The sequence below is a fragment of the Paenibacillus sp. P4_E11 genome, from assembly GCF_056401635.1.
In genome coordinates this window covers 46,095-65,573 of record NZ_JBFUIX010000011.1, presented here as the reverse complement: position 1 = coordinate 65,573, position 19,479 = coordinate 46,095, and the positions used below count along the sequence as shown (strand labels likewise).

At 50.9% G+C, this 19,479-nt stretch carries 21 protein-coding genes; 2 read left to right on the top strand and 19 right to left on the bottom strand.

Annotation, left to right across the window (positions count from 1 at the left end; all coding sequences use genetic code 11):
- Positions 1-122: 122 nt before the first annotated feature.
- The 5 genes from AC1DWB_RS07175 to map all read right to left on the bottom strand — a co-directional run bounded on the left by AC1DWB_RS07175 (position 123) and on the right by map (position 4,804).
- Positions 123-365 carry a hypothetical protein gene (locus AC1DWB_RS07175; RefSeq protein WP_477540354.1) on the bottom strand — a complete coding sequence of 81 codons (243 nt, stop codon included), beginning with the start codon at positions 363-365 and terminating at the stop codon, positions 123-125.
- A gap of 188 nt (positions 366-553) precedes the next feature.
- Positions 554-1,132, bottom strand: coding sequence for a serine acetyltransferase (locus AC1DWB_RS07170; protein ID WP_477540353.1), 579 nt, complete (start codon positions 1,130-1,132; stop codon positions 554-556).
- Between the two features lie 316 nt (positions 1,133-1,448).
- Positions 1,449-2,579: an ABC transporter permease gene (locus AC1DWB_RS07165; protein ID WP_477540352.1), complete on the bottom strand. Its 1,131-nt coding sequence runs from the start codon at positions 2,577-2,579 to the stop codon at positions 1,449-1,451.
- Positions 2,576-3,562 carry an ABC transporter ATP-binding protein gene (locus AC1DWB_RS07160; RefSeq protein ID WP_477540351.1) on the bottom strand — a complete coding sequence of 329 codons (987 nt, stop codon included), beginning with the start codon at positions 3,560-3,562 and terminating at the stop codon, positions 2,576-2,578. The genes AC1DWB_RS07165 and AC1DWB_RS07160 overlap by 4 nt, the downstream gene beginning before the upstream one ends.
- A gap of 486 nt (positions 3,563-4,048) precedes the next feature.
- A complete protein-coding gene (gene map / locus AC1DWB_RS07155) occupies positions 4,049-4,804 on the bottom strand; it encodes a type I methionyl aminopeptidase (protein WP_477540350.1) in 756 nt (251 codons plus the stop codon).
- Positions 4,805-5,037: 233 nt separating this feature from the next.
- Between map and AC1DWB_RS07150 the strand changes: the two genes are divergently transcribed.
- On the top strand, positions 5,038-6,096 hold the full coding sequence (locus AC1DWB_RS07150; protein WP_477540349.1) for an acyltransferase: 1,059 nt from the start codon (positions 5,038-5,040) through the stop codon (positions 6,094-6,096).
- Between the two features lie 50 nt (positions 6,097-6,146).
- On the opposite strand, the gene AC1DWB_RS07145 is transcribed toward AC1DWB_RS07150, so the two are convergent.
- The 5 genes from AC1DWB_RS07145 to AC1DWB_RS07125 form a co-directional block, all read right to left on the bottom strand.
- Positions 6,147-6,518 carry a LysM peptidoglycan-binding domain-containing protein gene (locus AC1DWB_RS07145; protein WP_477540348.1) on the bottom strand — a complete coding sequence of 124 codons (372 nt, stop codon included), beginning with the start codon at positions 6,516-6,518 and terminating at the stop codon, positions 6,147-6,149.
- Positions 6,519-6,714: 196 nt separating this feature from the next.
- Positions 6,715-7,083 carry a DUF4383 domain-containing protein gene (locus AC1DWB_RS07140; RefSeq protein ID WP_477540347.1) on the bottom strand — a complete coding sequence of 123 codons (369 nt, stop codon included), beginning with the start codon at positions 7,081-7,083 and terminating at the stop codon, positions 6,715-6,717.
- A 180-nt stretch (positions 7,084-7,263) separates the two neighbouring features.
- Positions 7,264-7,932, bottom strand: coding sequence for a thiamine diphosphokinase (locus AC1DWB_RS07135; protein ID WP_477540394.1), 669 nt, complete (start codon positions 7,930-7,932; stop codon positions 7,264-7,266).
- Positions 7,933-8,026: 94 nt separating this feature from the next.
- Positions 8,027-8,677 carry a YigZ family protein gene (locus AC1DWB_RS07130; protein ID WP_477540346.1) on the bottom strand — a complete coding sequence of 217 codons (651 nt, stop codon included), beginning with the start codon at positions 8,675-8,677 and terminating at the stop codon, positions 8,027-8,029.
- A gap of 39 nt (positions 8,678-8,716) precedes the next feature.
- Complete coding sequence (locus AC1DWB_RS07125) at positions 8,717-10,078, bottom strand: glucose-6-phosphate isomerase (RefSeq protein ID WP_477540345.1); 1,362 nt, start codon at positions 10,076-10,078, stop codon at positions 8,717-8,719.
- A gap of 283 nt (positions 10,079-10,361) precedes the next feature.
- Between AC1DWB_RS07125 and AC1DWB_RS07120 the strand changes: the two genes are divergently transcribed.
- A complete protein-coding gene (locus AC1DWB_RS07120; protein WP_477540344.1) occupies positions 10,362-11,666 on the top strand; it encodes an NAD(P)-binding domain-containing protein in 1,305 nt (434 codons plus the stop codon).
- Between the two features lie 310 nt (positions 11,667-11,976).
- Here the strand turns inward: AC1DWB_RS07120 and AC1DWB_RS07115 are convergent, their stop codons facing one another.
- From AC1DWB_RS07115 to ehuB, 9 genes are all read right to left on the bottom strand, one after another.
- Entirely contained in the window at positions 11,977-12,606 is a 630-nt protein-coding gene (locus AC1DWB_RS07115; RefSeq protein WP_477540343.1) for a helicase-related protein, read from the bottom strand.
- 217 nt (positions 12,607-12,823) lie between these two features.
- Complete coding sequence (gene thpD, locus AC1DWB_RS07110; RefSeq protein ID WP_477540342.1) at positions 12,824-13,729, bottom strand: ectoine hydroxylase; 906 nt, start codon at positions 13,727-13,729, stop codon at positions 12,824-12,826.
- 28 nt (positions 13,730-13,757) lie between these two features.
- Positions 13,758-14,138: an ectoine synthase gene (locus tag AC1DWB_RS07105; protein ID WP_477540341.1), complete on the bottom strand. Its 381-nt coding sequence runs from the start codon at positions 14,136-14,138 to the stop codon at positions 13,758-13,760.
- Positions 14,139-14,157: 19 nt separating this feature from the next.
- Positions 14,158-15,438: a diaminobutyrate--2-oxoglutarate transaminase gene (gene ectB, locus AC1DWB_RS07100; protein WP_477540340.1), complete on the bottom strand. Its 1,281-nt coding sequence runs from the start codon at positions 15,436-15,438 to the stop codon at positions 14,158-14,160.
- A 25-nt stretch (positions 15,439-15,463) separates the two neighbouring features.
- Positions 15,464-15,970 carry a diaminobutyrate acetyltransferase gene (ectA, locus tag AC1DWB_RS07095; RefSeq protein WP_477540339.1) on the bottom strand — a complete coding sequence of 169 codons (507 nt, stop codon included), beginning with the start codon at positions 15,968-15,970 and terminating at the stop codon, positions 15,464-15,466.
- A gap of 11 nt (positions 15,971-15,981) precedes the next feature.
- A complete protein-coding gene (gene ehuA, locus AC1DWB_RS07090) occupies positions 15,982-16,806 on the bottom strand; it encodes an ectoine/hydroxyectoine ABC transporter ATP-binding protein EhuA (RefSeq protein WP_477540338.1) in 825 nt (274 codons plus the stop codon).
- A gap of 18 nt (positions 16,807-16,824) precedes the next feature.
- Positions 16,825-17,475, bottom strand: coding sequence for an ectoine/hydroxyectoine ABC transporter permease subunit EhuD (ehuD, locus tag AC1DWB_RS07085; protein WP_477540337.1), 651 nt, complete (start codon positions 17,473-17,475; stop codon positions 16,825-16,827).
- Between the two features lie 3 nt (positions 17,476-17,478).
- On the bottom strand, positions 17,479-18,138 hold the full coding sequence (ehuC, locus tag AC1DWB_RS07080) for an ectoine/hydroxyectoine ABC transporter permease subunit EhuC (RefSeq protein WP_477540393.1): 660 nt from the start codon (positions 18,136-18,138) through the stop codon (positions 17,479-17,481).
- A 7-nt stretch (positions 18,139-18,145) separates the two neighbouring features.
- On the bottom strand, positions 18,146-19,048 hold the full coding sequence (gene ehuB, locus AC1DWB_RS07075; protein WP_477540336.1) for an ectoine/hydroxyectoine ABC transporter substrate-binding protein EhuB: 903 nt from the start codon (positions 19,046-19,048) through the stop codon (positions 18,146-18,148).
- Positions 19,049-19,479: the final 431 nt, after the last annotated feature.

Below are 19,479 nucleotides of genomic sequence, written 5' to 3'. Positions count from 1 at the left end.
TTGCAATTTCATTCTACATGGAATTGCGGCGCAACACAAAACAAAACCAGCCACCCTCATCTTGTTGAGGCTCGGGCTGGCTTGCTATAGAGAGTTTGTCCAATCTGAATTCATCATAAGGACTACCCAAGGGAGACCGTTAAATCTTCCGAAGCGAACGGGTATTCAACTACAAACGGCTCAAAAAACGGCCCCTGTTCCTGCTCCTGTTCCTGCTCCAACCATTTGTTCGCTTGCAGCAGCATGTGCTGTTCCACCTGTTCCTTGCGGACCTGCAGGAATTGCGTGTCTCCGCCGGACTCGGCAATAATAAGCTTCAACTGCTTCCGCTCTTCCATCCATTTGACGACTTGATATAGTATCATCTGTTCTACTCCTTCCGTTCCATAGACTTATTGTAAGGCACGAACATGAACAGAACGTTAGCGGAACATTAGGGCAACATTAACTTTTTATAGAACATGTTATAGGATCGACTTGTATATGCTAATTGTTTCCAACTTTTTAAAATTCGATGCATGACTTAGAATAAAGCAACCCACGACCTTATTAGTTATACACTAATGTAAGGAAGTGGGTTGCTTTTATTAGCATGATTCGAACCTTTTTCTGAAATGATTCTACAGGGAATGCCGCCGACTGTAACATTGTCAGGTATGTCCTTTTTAACTACCGCATTAGCTCCTATGGCAACATTATTCCCTATCTTGATACCTCCGAAAATTTTAGCACCGGGGGCTATATATACATTGTCGCCAATAGTCGGGTATTTGCCATGTCCTTCGCCAATGTTAGTTGCGGAATGAATACGGCAATTTTTGCCGACTGTAACATTGCTATTGACAACGATACTTCCATGGTGTGGAATACTTAGACCAGGACCAAACACGTTCAGAGGTATAGTTAGTCCCAATCTAATCGAGTGATTCGCATGCCGGTACTTCAAAACTAGCGTATACATTCTTCCAAACAAGTCAGAACGGCAGTTTTTGTAATACTCCGTTTTCCGAAGGAGCCTCTGAAAGAAAAGGGTAGGGTGGGTGTACCGATGTTTTAAACTCCACTTTGCAACATTGTGTGCAATCATATCTTCCTTCAGGTAGTACAAGTAATCATTTTTACTTTTTATCATAATTGACCTCCATTATTCCGATGATACTATATGTATCTATAAATGTTAATTGATACCTATTGTATCACAAATGTTTATTGGAATAAAGAAAGTCTGTACGTTTCAAGGGAGGGACTCGATTGTACAAAACTATTACTACCATCATCATGCTGATGTTATTCCTCACCGGGTAAGAGAACAAAGCTACAAATGAACGGGTCGTTCGAGTAAATCGAATGATCCTGGATGCCAATCATAATGCAGGACAATTATCCAATACGATGTATGTGTTCAAATGGATCGACAACCAATGGGAGCTCACCTATACGGATTAATCTCATTCCCATTTGAATGTAATTGTAGAGATGACGAAGGCAACAATTAACCAGCAGCTCAGCAGGAGTACCTCGAACCAAAGTTCTGTTAGACCTGCGCCCACATTCATAACCTGCCTCAGTGCGGTCGTCAGATGCGAGATCGGCAGCAGCTTCACAATCGGCTGGAGGAACTCTGGCATGTTCTTGATTGGGAAGAACACACCACCCACGAACAGCATCGGGAAGGAGATGAAGCCTGCGATCGGCCCTGCGCTTTCCGGTGTTCTGGCTAGTCCGGCGATAATGAAGCCGATCGACATGAACGTGAGTGTTCCTAGTACGACGAAGAGGAACAAGAGCAACCAGGACCCATTCACTTGCGTATCGAAGAACAAGGAGCCTACCAGCAACACGATGAAAGCTTGCATACCGTTCATGACGAGTCTAGCCGTAATCTGCGCGGCAATGAAGGTGCCGGATCGTAGTGTCGTGCTCTGCATCCGACGCAGAATCCCTCGTTCTCTCCAGGAGGCGATCTGCCCGGCGACACCATTCAGGTTGTTCGACATGATCATCATGGCGAGAATACCTGGTACGAGGAAATCCATATATTTCAAGTGTAACGAGGCCACTGCGAATGCTTCCACTGTAACGACCGGGGTGTAGTTGGCGAGCGACTTGCTCACTACATCAACCTCTTGCGACAAGACTGTCAAGGCGAGCTGGGAAGTCGTCATATTCGTTTCGTCGTAGTGGGCTTCCACCTTGGCCGAACCATCGGTTATGGCTGATCCGTCTTCTCCCCCACCTTTCCCATGCATCGCAATTGCATCCTGATAACCTTTTCGAATAATAGCAACAATCTGCGTATCGCCGGCCTTCAAGGCTTGAAGCGAGTCTGTCCGATTCACACCAATTGTAAAATCTATGAGCGAGCCTTGCGCATCGAGTGCTGCCACAAGTCCTCTGGAAGCTGTCGTCTGATCTTCGTCAATGACGATTCCATTGAGCGAAATGCCCCCGCCGTTACCCATGAAGGAGCCTAACATGACCATAAAGAACACCGGGAACAGCAAAGTCCAGAACAGCACCTGCCGGTTGCGGCCGAATAGACGAAGCTGCGCCAGCGTTAATTGAATATAAGCTTTCATTGTTCCCTCAAGCTCCTTCCGGTCATATGGATGAATACATCCTCCAGGGTAGCCATACGGGTTCGCAAATCGGCAAATCGTAGACCGCGTTCATTCGCACGCACAATCCAATCCGTTAATGTTGTTTGCAGCATGTCCGTATACAGTACATATACGTCCTTCTGCACTTCAACCTGCTTCACTCCATTCAAGCTGCCAAGTAAAGCCAGAACCTCTTCACGCTTTTGCACTGACGCTGCCTCCAGCTCCGGAAGCCGGAATTCCACAGCGCTCTCAGAATGCAAGCTATGTACGAGCCGCTCCGGTGTATCAAGCGCAATGACTTGGCCACGGTCCATAAGACAGATCCGATCACACAGTATATGTGCTTCATCCATGTAGTGCGTGCTCAGCACAACAGTCTTACCTTTCTCCTTCAGGCTGAGTACGATATCCCACAGCGTTCGTCTAGCCTGGGGATCGAGCCCGGTTGTAGGCTCATCCAGAAACACAACCTGCGGATCGTTCACGAGCGCCAAGGCGATCGCAAGCCGCTGCTTCTGACCACCAGACAGGTGCTTGACCCGGGCATTCTGCTTCTCCTCCAGAATCATATCCTTTAAGAGCGGTGCAATCGGTACCGACGAGGGATAGAAACTGGCGTACATTTGCACGATTTCCTTCACCTTAAGCAAATCGAACAAGGAGGTCGACTGCAACTGCACGCCGATGATCTGCTTCACCTGCTTCAGTTGCTTCTGTGTATCGAACCCTGCCACAAGAGCCATCCCTTCGTCAGGCCGGCGCAGTCCTTCCATCATCTCCATCGTTGTCGTCTTGCCGGCACCGTTGGGCCCGAGCAGGCCGAATACTTCGCCACGATACACTTCGAAGTTAATGTGATCCACGGCCATGAAATCGCCGTATCGCTTCGCCAGGCCTTGCACTTGGATGACTGGCTCTGTATCGAACGCAATGGCTGCACGGTGTTCATTCCTAGACATAAGCAGCCTCCTAATTGTTATGGTGATGGTTTATTATAGCACGGACGGCGGAATGCTTTGTTACAATTAAACGTTCCCTACCCTTTCATCCTATTCTAAGTTACAGTAAAGGTATCCCACAGAAGGGAGTGATGCAATTTGGTACAAATGGATAAGGTGATTGTCCAATAACACGAAGGATTGCAGTTCCATCGTGAGGACAAGAAGGGGAGGCCGCTTGCGGCCTCCCCCATCTTTTTTATACCCTCCTATTTAGGAGTCTGTCCGACGATTTGATTTTCGTGAATATTTATTCATAGGGTTATGGAGGGGTAAGGGAATGGCACATAAAGTTTACGGCCGCCTTTGAAATCAAATTGTCACCACAACATAATTTAAAACAATTTGAATTTCAACAGCGGTGGAGTGCCATCCCTTTCCCGCAATAACCCCAGATGAATAATTATTCACGGATTTGTTTTTTCAGGACAGACTCCTACACCACTACTAACAATCCCCTTGATCGGTCAGAATGATCGGACCATCATCCGTTATCGCGACCGTATGCTCATACTGGGCACACAGGCTGCCATCCCAAGTGCGGGCGGTCCAACCGTCCGACTCGACGTAAGAGATGTAGGACCCCGTAGTCAACATCGGTTCAATCGTGATAACCATACCGGCTTTCAACCGTACACCCTTACCAGGCTGCCCGTAATGGAGCACTTGCGGCTCCTCATGCATCGACGAGCCGATTCCGTGACCGGTGAAGTCCCGCACCACAGCAAAGCCATTCTGCTCCGCATACGACTGGATGGCGTGGCCTACATCGCCCAAGCGATTGCCTACCACAGCTTGAGCGATGCCCAGGTACATACTCTTTCTCGTTACTTCCAGCAGCTGTCTCGCTTGTTCCGATACGGTCCCTACCTCATATGACCATGCCGAATCAGCCATCCAGCCGTCCTTGTTGACGACCATATCGATGGTGACGATGTCGCCGTTCCGCAAAGCTTGATTACCCGGGAATCCATGGCAGATCACATCGTTAACGGATGCGCATGTGGCGTACTGATAGCCGTGGAACCCTTTCTGTTCCGGCGTCGCTCCGTGATCCAGCATGAACCGTTCGGCGAAATGATCGATTTCTGCTGTTGTGACACCTGGTTTGATCCGTTTGCGAATTTCCCGGTGGCATGCAGCTAATATGATGCCTGCTTTTCGCATGGCTTCGATTTGCGTTTTTGTTTTCAACTCTGTCATGGGTGACCTCCTCCAAACTTTCCGCAGGAAAGTTATCTTCGTAAGCATAAGCCCAAACTTTCCGCAGGAAAGTTATCTTCGTAAGCATAAGCCCAAACTTTCCGTAGGAAAGTTATCTTCGTAAGCATAAACCGAGCTTTCTAATGGAAAGTTACCTCTTGTGGTTAAGTAGGCAGCAAGCTTTTTTTCAAGTATACTAGTTGCAACCCTAATAAGCGAGAGGTAGAGACGAATTGAGAAAACCGAGACTATTCGAGCTGGACATCGTACGAGCCGGAGCGATTGCCGCCGTTCTTATCCAACATGGCACCGCTAGTGCAACCGTAGACCTCCCGGCATCCAGCAGAACGCAGATTTTGTACGAACTTATTAACCGCATGAGCTACTACGCCGTTTTCCTGTTTATTTTCCTCAGCGGACTTGTGCTCTTCTACAGTTATATGGACACGTGGAAAGTCAAAGATATATGGACGTTCTACCGCAAAAGGCTGCAGTATATCGTGATTCCTTACTTGATCTGGTCGATATTTTATTATGTGTACTACCCTGCGATAACGCCAGGATTGGGAATTGAGCTGGATGGACTGAAGTTCCTGAAACAGCTGCAATGGGGCGAGACCTGGTACCACCTTTATTTTATGATCATTATTTTGCAATTTTATGCCTTGTTCCCTCTGATCGTTACCATCGCGAAATATTGGAAAGCATTCCGCAACTACTTGTGGCTATTCGGGTTGCTGGTTCAAGCCGGGGCCTACATATTCTATCAATACGTCCACCCGTTCGATCACCGGGTTACACTATTCGTTACATTCATCGGGCTGTTCTGTATTGGCGGCTCTATCGGGATGCATTATGACAAATTCATCGCTTGGGCGACTCGGAACATATGGTGGATCACAGCCGTCACAACAGCTTTGGGATTAACCTTCGCCGGACTTAACATTCTGGCCAAGTTCAATGTCTATTACGGCCAACACTTGTTCGAAGTGTTATTCAACGCTTATGCGATCGGCATCGGGGTCAGCTTCATCTGGATCGGCCGCCATCTGCTCACGGCCGCGCCGAAGCTAGCTAAGGTGCTCTCCTCGATGGGAGCCGCTTCCTTCGGCATCTACTTCATCCATCCCGCGGTACAGATAATTTGGCAAGACTACGTGCAGGCTTCCCCGCTCAGCTCGGCTTACCACGCTGTGACTTGGGGCGGTATGTTGCTCATATTCACCGTGCCTTGGCTCATCGTGCTCGCCTTGAAAAAGGTCAAAGGGAATTGGATATTGTTCGGCAAGTAAGCCTGAGTTCAAGCGCCGTACTGGAAAGTTGTCTCGAAGCAAGTTTCCCATTATCGAGGCTGAATCTGCAAACGATCAACCCGCTGCTCCAGACGTTGTACACGCTCACGCAGGTGGTCCACTTCATTGTCTAGTCGATTCACCTTCTGATTCAACCGGTTGATCTCATTCTGTTGAATGTTCGCCCGTTGCTCCAATCGCGAAATCCGCTGCTCCAACCCATGTCCCGGCCCTGGTCCTGGATAAGGCGGTGGAATCGGACCCGGGAACGGCAGCACCGGCCTTGGAATGTAGATGGATTGTCCCACATAAATGCTGTTCGGATCCGTCAATCCGTTCGCTTGAAGCAGCACCTGAACACTGACTCCATATTGATTAGCAATCGTATACAACGTGTCGCCAGGCTTTACGATGTATGTCATCTCGATTTCCCCCCCGCTGATGTTCTGGATACAACAGTATATGCGGGTTTTGGGCCATTTGACCGGAGAAATGAACTTGGAAGCAGCGGTTCAGTCGTTTATGTAAACACCAAACAGCCTCACCTCCCTCGATAATCAATCGCAGGGGATGAGGCTGTTATTTGTTACGGATAGAAGCGGTAGGAGTAGGCATGAATTAATTCATTTTGGATTTCAATTTGACGGTCTGAATCGTTTGAGCGGTGAAACCCAAGTAGAGTCCAATGACCCCCACTACCAGATGCAGCACGTTCTCGGCATTCTCCATATGCATCAGACCCAGCATGTTCGGCATCACGATGCCTAGAATTCCAAGGACTATGTATACAATCCCTACAGTCTTGGCGAACTTGACCGCCGTATCCTCCGTTCTCATCGCCCAAATGCCCGCTGCCCCGATTCCCAGATGGATGATGTTGTGCAACATATCAAAGTGAATCATGCCGAACAACTCGTGCGTGAAGAAGCCGAGCAGGCCCAGAAGCAGAAACACCACACCGACCAAACCCGCAAACGGTTTTACCATGTTCATTCCTCCTCATTGATTGTACTAATTTATCCATATGAACCTGTCCTGCGAAAAAGTACAAGTCATGCGGAATTGTAAACAAAAAAGACGCGATTGACATCTCCCTCAATGGATCGTTCGCAACGATCAGGAGGGTGCCAATACACGTCTCTTGCTAACCTCTATGAAGGCTGTTTGTCAATCCCGACTCTGAATGACGAGCAACAACCCTTCTTTAACAGATACATGCCCTAGCGGCTCCAGCAGAACGTTACTAATGCCGAGTGATTGACCCAAGGTCAACGTCGCTTCAGTAAGCGGGTATTGAAAGCCGTTAAGTGTAATGCCGTGTACTTCCGCCGTCAGCGGGAGTAGCGACACATTGTCGAAAGTGCCGCGCCGGATGACTGTGGGGGTGGCGTTATCCACGACACGCAACTCGTTGTGTGCGTCGAGGATACGGCACTGAACGCCATGCTCGAGCCCTCGCCGCAGCAAATGCACGTTCGCGAGCGAGTGGTCGAAGCGGCTGCCGAGCGCGCCGAGCAGCACGATCTCCTGCGGCGGATCCGGCTGCGCTTCGAGCGCGCGGACGAACGCCATCTCCGTATCCGTCCAGTCCTTCAGGACGGGATCGCAGTCTTCGAAGCGGCGACTGGCGGCACGTATCTCGGCGAGTTCCTCTGCCGAGACCGAATCGAAGTCGCCGAGCGCCAGATCGGGCGTGAGCCCGTGGCGCACGAGGAACAGTGCGCCGCGATCGGCGCCGATCAATGTGTCGCCGCGCTGCACCTCGGCGAGCGCCCACTCACCGAGCGTGCCGCCGGTGAAGATGAGGACGCGCGCCGCTGCTGCGGCGTGGCTCATGCCGCTAGGCGTGGCACCGAGCTCGGCTGCGTCAGTGTCGCTCGTGCAGCCGAGCGCGACATTGCGAGCCGCTGCTGAGCCCGAGGGCCGCCGCTCAGTGCTCTGCGTTTGGTTCATGCTCATGCTCGACATAGCGCGCCTCCTCCCAGACAATGTCCGCTTGTCCCTGCGTCACGTCGGTCATCCAAGCGGTGAACCGTTCCCGCTCTGCATAGAGCGGCAGGCAGACAAGTGTCACCTTGTCCGTGAACTGCGTATCGCCCATCAGCATGTTCCGGTTGCGCAGCTCGTTCTCCACCTTGCCGAGCCAAGTGTAATCGATCGCAACAAGCACCTCCTGGTGCAGCGCCCGGTACACTTGCTCTGCCGAGGCAAGTCCCTCCACAGTCGCATCCGTATAAGCCCGAATCAGGCCGCCAGCACCTAACATAATGCCGCCGAAGTAGCGAGTAACCACGACGACCACATCTTTCAACTGCTGATGCTTGATCACTTCCAGAATGGGCTTACCGGCCGTCCCGCTTGGCTCCCCATCATCCGATGCCTTCTGGAACTGATCCTTCTCGCCGATTACATAAGCGGAACAGTTATGAGAAGCTGACCAATGCTCTTTCTTGATCCGCTCGATGAATGCGATCGCTTCATCTTCCGATTGTACCGGCATGACGTGCCCGATAAACCGCGATTTCTTAATGACGATTTCCGCCGAGTTGTGGCGGCGAACCGTTCGATACAGTTCCAACATCGAAAGACACGCACCGCCTCTCCCCAAGCTTTACATCCGTTATTCGCCTAGACGCGCTTCCAGCTCCGCCTTTTCCTTCTCGAAGCCCGGTTTGCCCAGCAAGGCAAACATGTTCTTCTTATACGCTTCTACACCCGGTTGATCGAACGGATTCACGCCCAATAGGTAGCCGCTGATCCCGCATGCTTTTTCGAAAAAGTACACCATATATCCAAACGAATACGCTGAAATATCGGGAATGGTCACGATCAAGTTCGGTACACCGCCGTCTGTATGGGCCAGCATCGTGCCTTGGAACGCTTTTTTGTTAACAAAATCCATCGTTCTGCCTGACAGGAAATTCAGCCCGTCCAGGTTGTCCGCATCGGTTCCGATCTCGATCTGCTCGGATACTTCCGCCACTTGAATGATCGTCTCGAATAGATTGCGGGACCCTTCTTGCACGAATTGCCCCATGGAATGCAGGTCGGCGGAGAAATCCACGGCTGCCGGGAATAGACCCTTGCCATCCTTGCCTTCGCTCTCCCCGTACAATTGCTTCCACCATTCCGACACATAATGCAGCGATGGCTCGTAGTTGACGAGAATCTCAATCGCCTTGCCTTTGCGGAGCAGCGCGTTGCGGACAGCGGCGTACTGGTAACATTCGTTGCGGCTTAGATCCGGCTCTGCATATGCGGCTGCCGCTGCGGCTGCCCCGTTCATCATAGCCCCGATATCAATGCCGGCCGTGGCGATAGGCAACAGTCCCACTGCGGTTAGCACGGAATACCGCCCACCTACATCGTCCGGAATAACGAACGTTTCATACCCTTCGGCGTCAGCCAGCTTCTTCAGAGCACCCTTGGCTTGGTCCGTCGTCGCATAAATTCGCTCACGTGCGCCTTCCTTGCCGTACTTCTTCTCCAGCAGCTCACGGAATATCCGGAATGCGATCGCTGGCTCCGTTGTCGTCCCTGATTTGGAAATCACATTTACGGAGAAATCTTTGCCCTCAAGCAATTGCAGCAGGTGTGTCACGTATGTAGAACTGATGTTGTTGCCTACAAAATATACCGCCGGGGTAGTCCTTTTCTCAGGAGAAAGCATATTATAGAAAGAATGAGACAACATCTCAACTGCTGCTCTCGCCCCCAGATAGGAACCTCCGATCCCGATCACGATCAACGCTTCCGAGTTGGACTGAATGCGCTTCGCCGCTTGGTTGATTCTTTCGAATTCTTCCTTATCATATGCAGTAGGCAGGTCAATCCAGCCTAGATAGTCAGACCCGGCTCCTGTGCCTTTATGTAACTGTTCATGCGCGAGTCTTACAGGCTCGGCGAAGTAATCAATCTCATGCTGCTGAACGAAAGTCAGCGCCTTGCTATAGTCAAATTGTAATTTCTGGTTCTGTGTCATCTAGAAAAATTCCCCTTCCAATTTTTTAAACCTAGCATACTTGAATTACCGGACCAAAACAAGTGAATTAACCCCACAAAGTGACGAGGGACCTTCGAAGCTTATTCCACGGCGAAGCCCCTTTGCGGGGACCCCGGGACTCAAAAAGCTACCGTCGAAGCCAGTTGGCCATTGTCGCAGAGTCCTAATCCTTCACTCTAAGTACTGGAAGTGCTACAATGGTGACTGACAGAGCAATTTGAACTAGTTCAAACGCTTCACGAGAATGGTTAGAGGTGACCGAATGAAGAAGATCGGCTTTATTGGACTTGGTACTATGGGCACTTACATGGCCGCAAATTTGGTGAAAAAGGGGTACTCCGTAACGGTATACAACCGAACATTAGAAAAGGCAGAAGACTTGGTCGGCCTCGGTGCTTCTGTGGCGGCAACACCTGCCGACGCGGCTCGAAGCGCAGATGTGTTGATCACCATGCTGAGCAATGATACGGCGATTCGGCAAATATTTTACGATACCTACGGCGTACTGGAGGGGCTCCGGTCCGGCATGACCGTCATTGATTGCAGCACGATCTCCCCTCATACGAGCAAGACCCTTTACGCTGAGTTGGCCGAGAATGGGGTCCGGTTTCTGGACGCTCCTGTGACAGGCAGCAAGCCGGCTGCTGTGGATGGTACCCTCTTGTTTATGGTCGGCGGCGACGAGGAGGTGCTGATCGAGCAGAACGATGTGTTCGAGGCGATGGGCAACAAAATTATTTATATGGGCGCGTCCGGTTCCGGGTCTTATGCCAAGCTCGCGCACAATACCATCGTCGGCATTAACGCAATTGGGTTTATCGAAGGATTGGCACTTGCAGCCAAAGCGAACATCCACCTTGATAAATTCATGGACATCGTGTTGGCAGGAGCTGCGTCGAGCTGGCAAGCCCAGGCTAAAGGGCCTAAGATTCTAAGCCGCGACTTCGACGTGCAATTCTCCATGCAGCTGATGCACAAGGATTTGCGGATCGCTTCACAACTAACCGACCAATTACAGCTTACTACGCCTATGCTCGGCATGGCCAAGAATGTATTCGAGATGGGCCTCAGCAAAGGGCTCGGCGATCAGGACTTGTGCTCCATCGTGCAGGTCTATGAGGAGTGGATGGGCACGACGATCAAGCAGAATGATGCTCCCCCGGCAGAAGCGATTCTGCAAGCGGAGAAACCGTTCATCGAACGCCGCAAGAGCGTCCGGCTGCCCATGGATATCCCGCTGCTTCTGTCTGTGTATCAATGGGAGCAGGAAGGTGCGTTCTCGGGGCAAAATATCGAGGGAACACTGTTCGATCTCTCTGATAGCGGGTTGCAAATCGCTAGCAAGTTCCCACTTGCCCAAGATATGTTCGTAGTCATCCATTTCCCTCAGGAAGCGGACTTGCCGCCTATAACCGGCCGGATTATCCGCATTTACGCGGCGGAGGATATGTTCCGCTACGGCTGCCTGCTATCCGGACTGCCACCATCTACCCGTATCAAGCTGGAGGAATACATCCACAGCCAACTTCAGCATGCGCCTGAAGAGGAACCTGAAGAGGAAGTCTAGCAGATCTGCTCGGCTGATCTCGATGAGCTAAATTAAGCTCAAATTCAACGACTTGCTGGACTGAGCGGAACGTACACCATCACCATGCTACGCTATTATGCCTACGCGATATGTTCTCACAGAAAACCGTCTGGTAGATGGTAGATGACCGGACGGTCCTTGGTGGATGAGTTCAGTTAGCTCGTAGGGCGGGTAGGTAGAGGGGTTACATCTCCGCAAGGCCGGAGTCTGTACCCTCGTATCATCCACTTTCTCGGTAACATGACCTTCATTCGCCCAATCATTAACTCTTTGGTGTTTTATTGATCCTTCAAGTTGTAGAATATTCATTTATGCATTCCTGGTAGTCAAACTCGTCGATCCTATCCTTCGTTATGAGATAGTACACGGTTGCATGGCTATGGTACGAAGTTTGTTTCGTGATCCGGAGGTGGCGCTGAAGCATGTCCGAGTATCTGGCCGGATAATCATAATGCACGATATGGTTGGCTGCCGTGAAGTCTAGTCCTGTATTGACCGAGTCGGCCACAAGCAGAACCGTGGAGCCCGAGCTTTTGTTGAACCGATCGAGCTTCTGGTTGATCTCATGGATGGACAGTTCGGTTGTCATCAGCTGGACCCCTCGTATTTCCTCGTCTGCAGCAAGCTCCTCATTTAATTCAGCCACGACCGCGTTTGATTTAGAGAGAACAAGCAGCTTCTCCCTGGCATGATCAACCTCCTTTATGATGGTCTTCAAGGCTTGCAGCTTTTGCGGATTCTTGTTGCACAAGATCGCCATGTTTTCTTTTATGGCCATAATTTGCTTTTTTTCGTGAATGGAGGAGGATCGGGCGTTTCGCTCGGAGGCGGCAAAATATTCGTTCATGAGCTGAATATATTGCGATTCGATCGGAGGCTCCAAGGAGACAGTGATTCGCTTTTCGGTAACCTTTATCATGTGCATTGCTCCTCTCTAGTGCAGTGATGTACGAGAATAAGGGAATACGATTCATAAAAGGATTCGCAGCAATGTCCGCCGTAGGGACCGTTGACGATACGTTACCACTATTTTGCATGACAGTTTAGCAAAGAAAGAGACCCACAACAAGGCAACCCAAAGACCCGCCGAGTGGCGGGCCTTTCCGTTCGATATATCATCCAACATCCATCTTCCCTCAACGCGTCGCGATATAGTCCGGCCTAGGCTGTTTGCCCGATGTCGGGGCGCCCAGCTTATTGTCCACGCTGTTATAGACGATAAACACGTTGCTTCTCGGGTAAGGCGTGATGTTGCTGTTGGAGCCATGCATCGTATTGCAGTCGAACAGGAGGATCGAGCCCGCTTTCCCCGTCGGCGCAACGATCCCGCCCTGCTCGACGAGCACTTTCAGGCTATCCTGATCCGGAACGCCATATTCTTGACGTCGGAGCGATGACTTATAATGCTCATCCGGGGCTTCTCCCACGCAGGAAACAAACTTGCGATGCGAGCCCGGCACAACCATCAGCGGTCCGTTATTCGCATTGTTGTCTTCCAACGCGATGGAGCAGCTTAACGCCCTCATCCGAGGCATTCCATCCTCCACATGCCACGTTTCGAAATCCGAGTGCCAATAAAACTCTTTGCCCGTAAAGCCCTGCTTGAAGTTAATCCGCGATTGATGCACATATACCTCACTGCCTAGTATCTGCTTAACGATGCTCTGGAGCCGTTCATGCTGAGCAAGCTGTCCGAATACGTAATTATCGCGATGCACCGCAAAGATCGAACGTACCTCCTCGCTGCCCGGTTCGCGGACCACCTCAGGTTTATCCGCGCTTCTGCTGTGCTCCCAAAGACTAGTCAGCTCCTGCTTCCAGTACTGCACCTGCTCCTCTTCGAAGAAGGAGTCCAGGAATAAGTACCCTTGTGCCTCATACAATTCCAGCTGTTCCTGGCTGATTTCAGAATGATTGAGTCGGCTGTTATACACGACGGGATCTTGCCGATCCAGCAGCCTAGGCTCTTCATAAATCCTCGAAGGATAAGCATCGTGCTCGCTGGATGTAACCATCGTAATATACCCTTTGGATGTCATCATTGGGAAAAACTCTCCTCTCCATGCTCGTTTAGTCTAACGGATACGTGCCTTCTGCGTCGTGAACCTCTTTTCCCGTACAGGGAGGGTTGAAGACGCAAATCATACGCATCTGACTTTTGCCGCGCAGCAAATGCTTCTCATGACCATTCAGCACATACAACGTGCCGGGATGAATCGGGTAGACGGTCCCGCTCTCCAATACTTCAATCTCGCCTTCGCCCTCTATACAGTAGACCGCTTCAATGTGATTTTTGTACCAAATCTCCGTTTCCGTGCCGGCATGAATCAAAGTATCGTGAAGCGAGAATCCCACGCCATCCTGCTTAAGCAGCAATCTTCTGCTGCTCCAAGTAGCGGCATGCACATCGTGGTCGGTGCCTATTATCTCTGTAAGTGTTCTAACGATCATAGAAGCCTCCTTGTTTAGCTTAAGCTAGAGTGATCTCCCTAATACTTTGATGCAGAATATCCAAGCCTAGCCGAAGACCATCCTCACTTATCGTAAGGGGAGGCATGATCTTGGCGACCTCGCTGTCGGTTCCGGACGTTTCCATAATCAGCCCGTTCGCGAACGCTCGCCCACAGATGGCCTCAGCCAATCCCTTCTGCGCAAAAGCAATCCCCTGCATCAATCCCCGTCCTCGGACATCGCCCTGCAGCTGTGGAAATTCAGCCGTCATAGCCCGCAAACGTTCACTCAGAATGCTGCCCTTGCCTATTATCTCTTTGGAGAACTGCTCGGATTCCCAGTAGCGAAGCGCCTCGGCAGCGGTAATAAAAGCCAGATTATTGCCTCTGAATGTGCCATTGTGCTCACCCGGCTCCCAGACATCCAACTCCGGACGAATGAGCGTAAGCGCCATTGGCAGACCATAGCCCCCAATCGATTTGGATAAACAGACGATATCCGGCTGAATCCCCGCATGCTCAAAGCTGAAGAAGGTTCCAGTTCTCCCGCATCCCATCTGCACATCATCGACAATCAACAGAATCCCGTTCGCCCGGCATAACCTCTCCAAGCGCTGGAGCCATTGGACGCTGGCCACATTAATGCCGCCCTCGCCTTGGATCGTCTCGACGATCATCGCGGCAGGCAGCGATATGCCGCTTCCGCTATCTTGAACATAGCTCTCCACGTAATCGAGCGTATCCATGCCCGCACCCAGGTAGCCGTCATAGGGCATAGAAACGGAATGATGAAGCGGAACTCCGGCTCCGCTGCGTTTGAATTTATTGCCCGTCACGGACAAGGCGCCTAACGTCATCCCGTGAAAAGCATTGGTGAAGCACATCACTGTTGAACGGCATGTTACCTTCCGTACAAGCTTCAATGCACTTTCTACTGAATTGGTGCCTGTCGGACCCGGAAACTGCACCTTGTAAGACAGCCCTCTCGGCTGCAATATAACGTTCTGAAACCGCTCCAGAAACCGTTCCTTCGCTTCGGTCGCCATATCCAGACTGTGCGTAACGCCGTCCTCCTGTACATACTCCAGCAGCTTTTGCTTCATCGCCGGGTTATTGTGGCCATAGTTCAGCGCACCGGCCCCGGCGAAGAAATCGATATACTCACGGCCTGCTGCATCCCACAGCTTATAGCCCTTTGCTTTTGTGAAAATGGTTGGAAAAGATCGGCAATAGCTTCGAACCTCGGACTCCAGCAATTCGAACACATGCATCGACGGCGCTCCTGGATCTAATACTTTCATTGCGTGTATCCCTCCTGTTAATGGACTAGCGGATCGGCAGCGGGCCAATTCGGATTAATGCTTCAGGCGCATGCTCCTTATCCGGGAATAGATGCGGAGCGAAGCCCTCCAACACAGCCTTCTCGGCTTGCAATCTCTTCGACAACTTGGCGAATAATCGCTGTGACGGTTGATTGTCTGGGGTAATCGTCGTTTCTATATACCTGGCACTTTGGCAGGAATGACTCGTTATCAACTCACGGAGAAGGGAATCCGCGATTCCCTTGCCCCTGTAAGCAATCGATACGGCAATTTGCCAGACGAACAGCACCTCTGGATCATTCGGACGAGAGAAGGCAGAGACGAAGCCCACTATCTCACCGTCCACTTCGGCCACGAAGCAGGTATCTCCGAAATATTCACAGAGCATGATGTAGCAATATGCCGAATTCATATCCAGCTTTCCACTATCCACGACCAGCTTCCACATGAATTTGCCATCCTGGGGTCGAGATTTACGAATCAAAACCTGTTCTACTGTAGTTGCGTTCAATTAAGTTCCCCCTACTCTGCAGAAATCGAGGCTTCTTGCTGGATGCCCCCCATATACCACGTTTGTCGGAATCGGCTTAGAAAAGCTTGCAGCCGCGAACTTTGCGGATTCTCGAATAGTTGCTCCGGCGTGCCCTGCTCGATTATCGATCCCCCGTCAGTGAAGAGGATCCGATCTGCGATATCGTGGGCAAAATCCATTTCATGCGTAATCAGCATCATCGCCATCTCCCCTTCCGAGGCAAGGTCTTTGATGACAGCCAACACCTCGCCGACCAGCTCGGGGTCCAGCGCAGAGGTAGCCTCATCGAACAGCATGACCTTCGGGTGCATGACCACCGCCCTGGCGATGGCGACGCGCTGCTTCTGCCCGCCGGATAACCGTGAAGGGTATTCATCCACTTTATCCGATAAGCCTACTTTGCGGAGCATCTCGACGGCAAGTTGTTCCGCATCGGCCCGATTCATACCCAATACGTGGATCGGGGCCTCGGCGACATTCCTTAGAATGTTCATGTGCGGGAACAGATTGAAATGCTGGAACACCATACCGATCCGACTCCGCGCTTGCTTCAAATGCTTCTCGTCCGCCGGAACGAGCTTCCCTTTCGCTTCCTGATGCCAGAGGAGCTGGCCGTCCACTTCAATCGTACCCGTTGTGGGACTCTCCAGTGTCATCAGCATGCGGGCGAGTGTCGTCTTGCCGGAGCCGCTCGGACCAATGACGGCTACCTTTTCCCCCGGATAAATATCCAGATCAATGTCTTTCAGCACCTGAACGGATCCGTACGACTTACTCACTTGCCGATATTTCACAATGGGTTTCATTTCATCCATCTGGGCTAACTCCCTTACCTATTTTCGTTGAAACTTCCTCTCCAGCTTGCCGACAATCAGAGACGAAGGGTAACTAAGCAGCAGAAATAAAAGGCCGACCAACGTGAAGGCTTCCAAATATTTAAACGACCCCGCGCCGATCGACTTCGCCGTTTGCAGCAGCTCTACCAACGTTATTGCCGACAAAACCGGTGTTTCTTTGAACATCGTAATCAGGTAATTGCCCATAACTGGTATGACCGGAGGCAAAGCTTGCGGCAAAATAATCTTAGTCCACGTATGCCTTCGACTGAAGTTAAGCGCCTTCGATGCCTCCCACTGACCGCGTGTCACGGAATCAATACCGGATCGGTATACCTCGGACAAGTACGTGCTGTAATGCACGCCCAGCCCAACAATGCCTGTCAGTAAGGGCGACATGGTGATGCCGTAGAGCGGCAGGGCATAGAAGAGCACGAACAACTGCACAAGCAGCGGCGTGCTGCGGATAAACTCCATCCAGGCATGAGCCGGAATGGCAAGCAGCTTGAACTTAGACCTCCGTGCTAAGGCCAATGGCAAGCCGAGCGCGGCTGCCGTTACGAATCCCAGCAGAGTAGTGCCGATCGTAATCGGTAGCACTCGAAGCAGCTCTGGCAATATATGCAACGCATAATTCCAATCCCACATCGTTTATGCACGCCCCCTAACCGACCTGCGCTCCACGAAGCGAAGGATAAGGGTCAAAGCATAAGACAGGATAAAGTACAGAATGAGCATCATAGCGAATATCTCCGCTGTCTTCGAGCTGTCGTAGGAGCGCAGTACCATGCCTTGGTATGTGAGATCCGTCAGGGTAATCAAATACACAAGCGACGTACCCTTCAGCAATTCAATCTGTAAATTGCCGAAGGCCGGGAGCATAAGCGGCAGCGCCTGGGGAAGAATGATGCGCCGCATGCGGAGCCACCCGCTCATGTTCAGAGCTGTGGCCGCCTCGTATTGCCCCTTGGGCACGGATAGAATTGCACTGCGCACCACCTCGGAGCCGTATGCGCCATAGTTCAACCCGAGCGCCAGAACGGCTGCAGCCAACGCCGGGATTTGAATGTTCAGCAGCATGGGCAGCGCGAAGTAGAGCCAGAATAATTGCACAAGCAGCGATGTTCCTCTAAGCACTTCCACATACACGGCGGCCAGCGCACGGAATGTGCGATACTTGGAAATACGCATAAGCCCGACCGCGAACGAGAGTATGGCGGACAATATAATAGCGAGTAAAGTAATTTCGAGCGTAACCCAAGCTCCCCTCAGCAAAGTAGGGAGAAATTCCACAATAGAGGCGATGGACATCATCGGGCTATCCTTGCGCCAACTGTTCAGCTGTCACGTCACCTGGAAGCTCCTGGTCCGTAAAGCCGAATGGTTTCAATATTTTCAGCAGTTCTCCGGATTTCTTCAGCTTTTCCAGTTCGGCATTGAATGCTTCTCTGAAGGCTGTGTCTGCAATTCGGAAGGCAGCCGCCCCATAACCTCTTACGCTTTTTCCATTCATTTCCGGCTGCTTGAAGTCCATGACCCGTTCAAGCTTGTCATCTTTGGCCGAATCGAGCATGGCTTGAAGCGAGGGTCCTGTCATGGTGACCGCCTGCACACGCCCTGCTTGAAGAGCAGACACGGCGGAAGGTTGGTCGGGGACCGTTACAATTTGCGCCTGTGGTACGCCAACTTTGGTCAAATATTCATTCTCTATCGCGCCGACCATAACCGCAATCTTCACAGCTTTGTTGTCTGCAATGTCTTTGTAGCTATGTAACTGTTGCGGATTTCCCTTCTCTACGGCAATCGCTTCGCCGATGCTGTATTCCGGATTGGCGAATGCCACTTCCTTGCTTCTCTGCGGATTGATGAACATGCCCGCTGTGATGATATCGAAGCGCTTGGCTTTCAGCCCCGGGATCAATGAACCAAACTCCGTTAAGACGCCGTTCATCTCTCCAATCCCTAAGTTCTTCAGGATTACTCTGGCGACTTCGACGGCCTCCCCTGTCAATTTCCCATCCGGCGTGGCATAAGCATACGGATTCTCATTAGCGAATCCTACCGTTACGAATCCTTGCTGCTTAGCCTTCTCTAGTGTGTTCTCCTGATTGGTTGGCTTTTCACCGTTTGCCACTGTTTGCTTATCTGCGCTTGAGGTTGCGCAGCCGACCAGCGAAATCGCCAGAAGGAGACATAGCGCGTACGAAAACAACTTCTTCATTCGATAACTCCCTTTTTCATTTATTTTGGGGCCCCATATAAGGGTAACACGATACGCAGTGCCGCTCACCCTCCATAATCCTTGCTGAGCGTCCATGAGTCCCCCTCTCCTCCTCTAAGGGGTGCTCAGCGGACATTTCTAAAAAGTTCCTCCCATATCCGCCCATATACTGCCGTATAATCGGAATTCGAAAAACTTATATAAATAGAGATAATTGACGATATCGGAACATAATCAATTATTTATTGATACAGGTGCGATATTATGACATTATTTTGTTCAAATCGGTTAAAATCGGCAAAATTATACATTCATATCCATGAAGTCCTGTATCGCTGCTCTGAGAAAAGAGACAAATGGCATATCCAGGAAAATCCAAGAATCGATCGACACGAGGCTGATCGAGTTGAATCGGATTTGCAGCGGAAGTA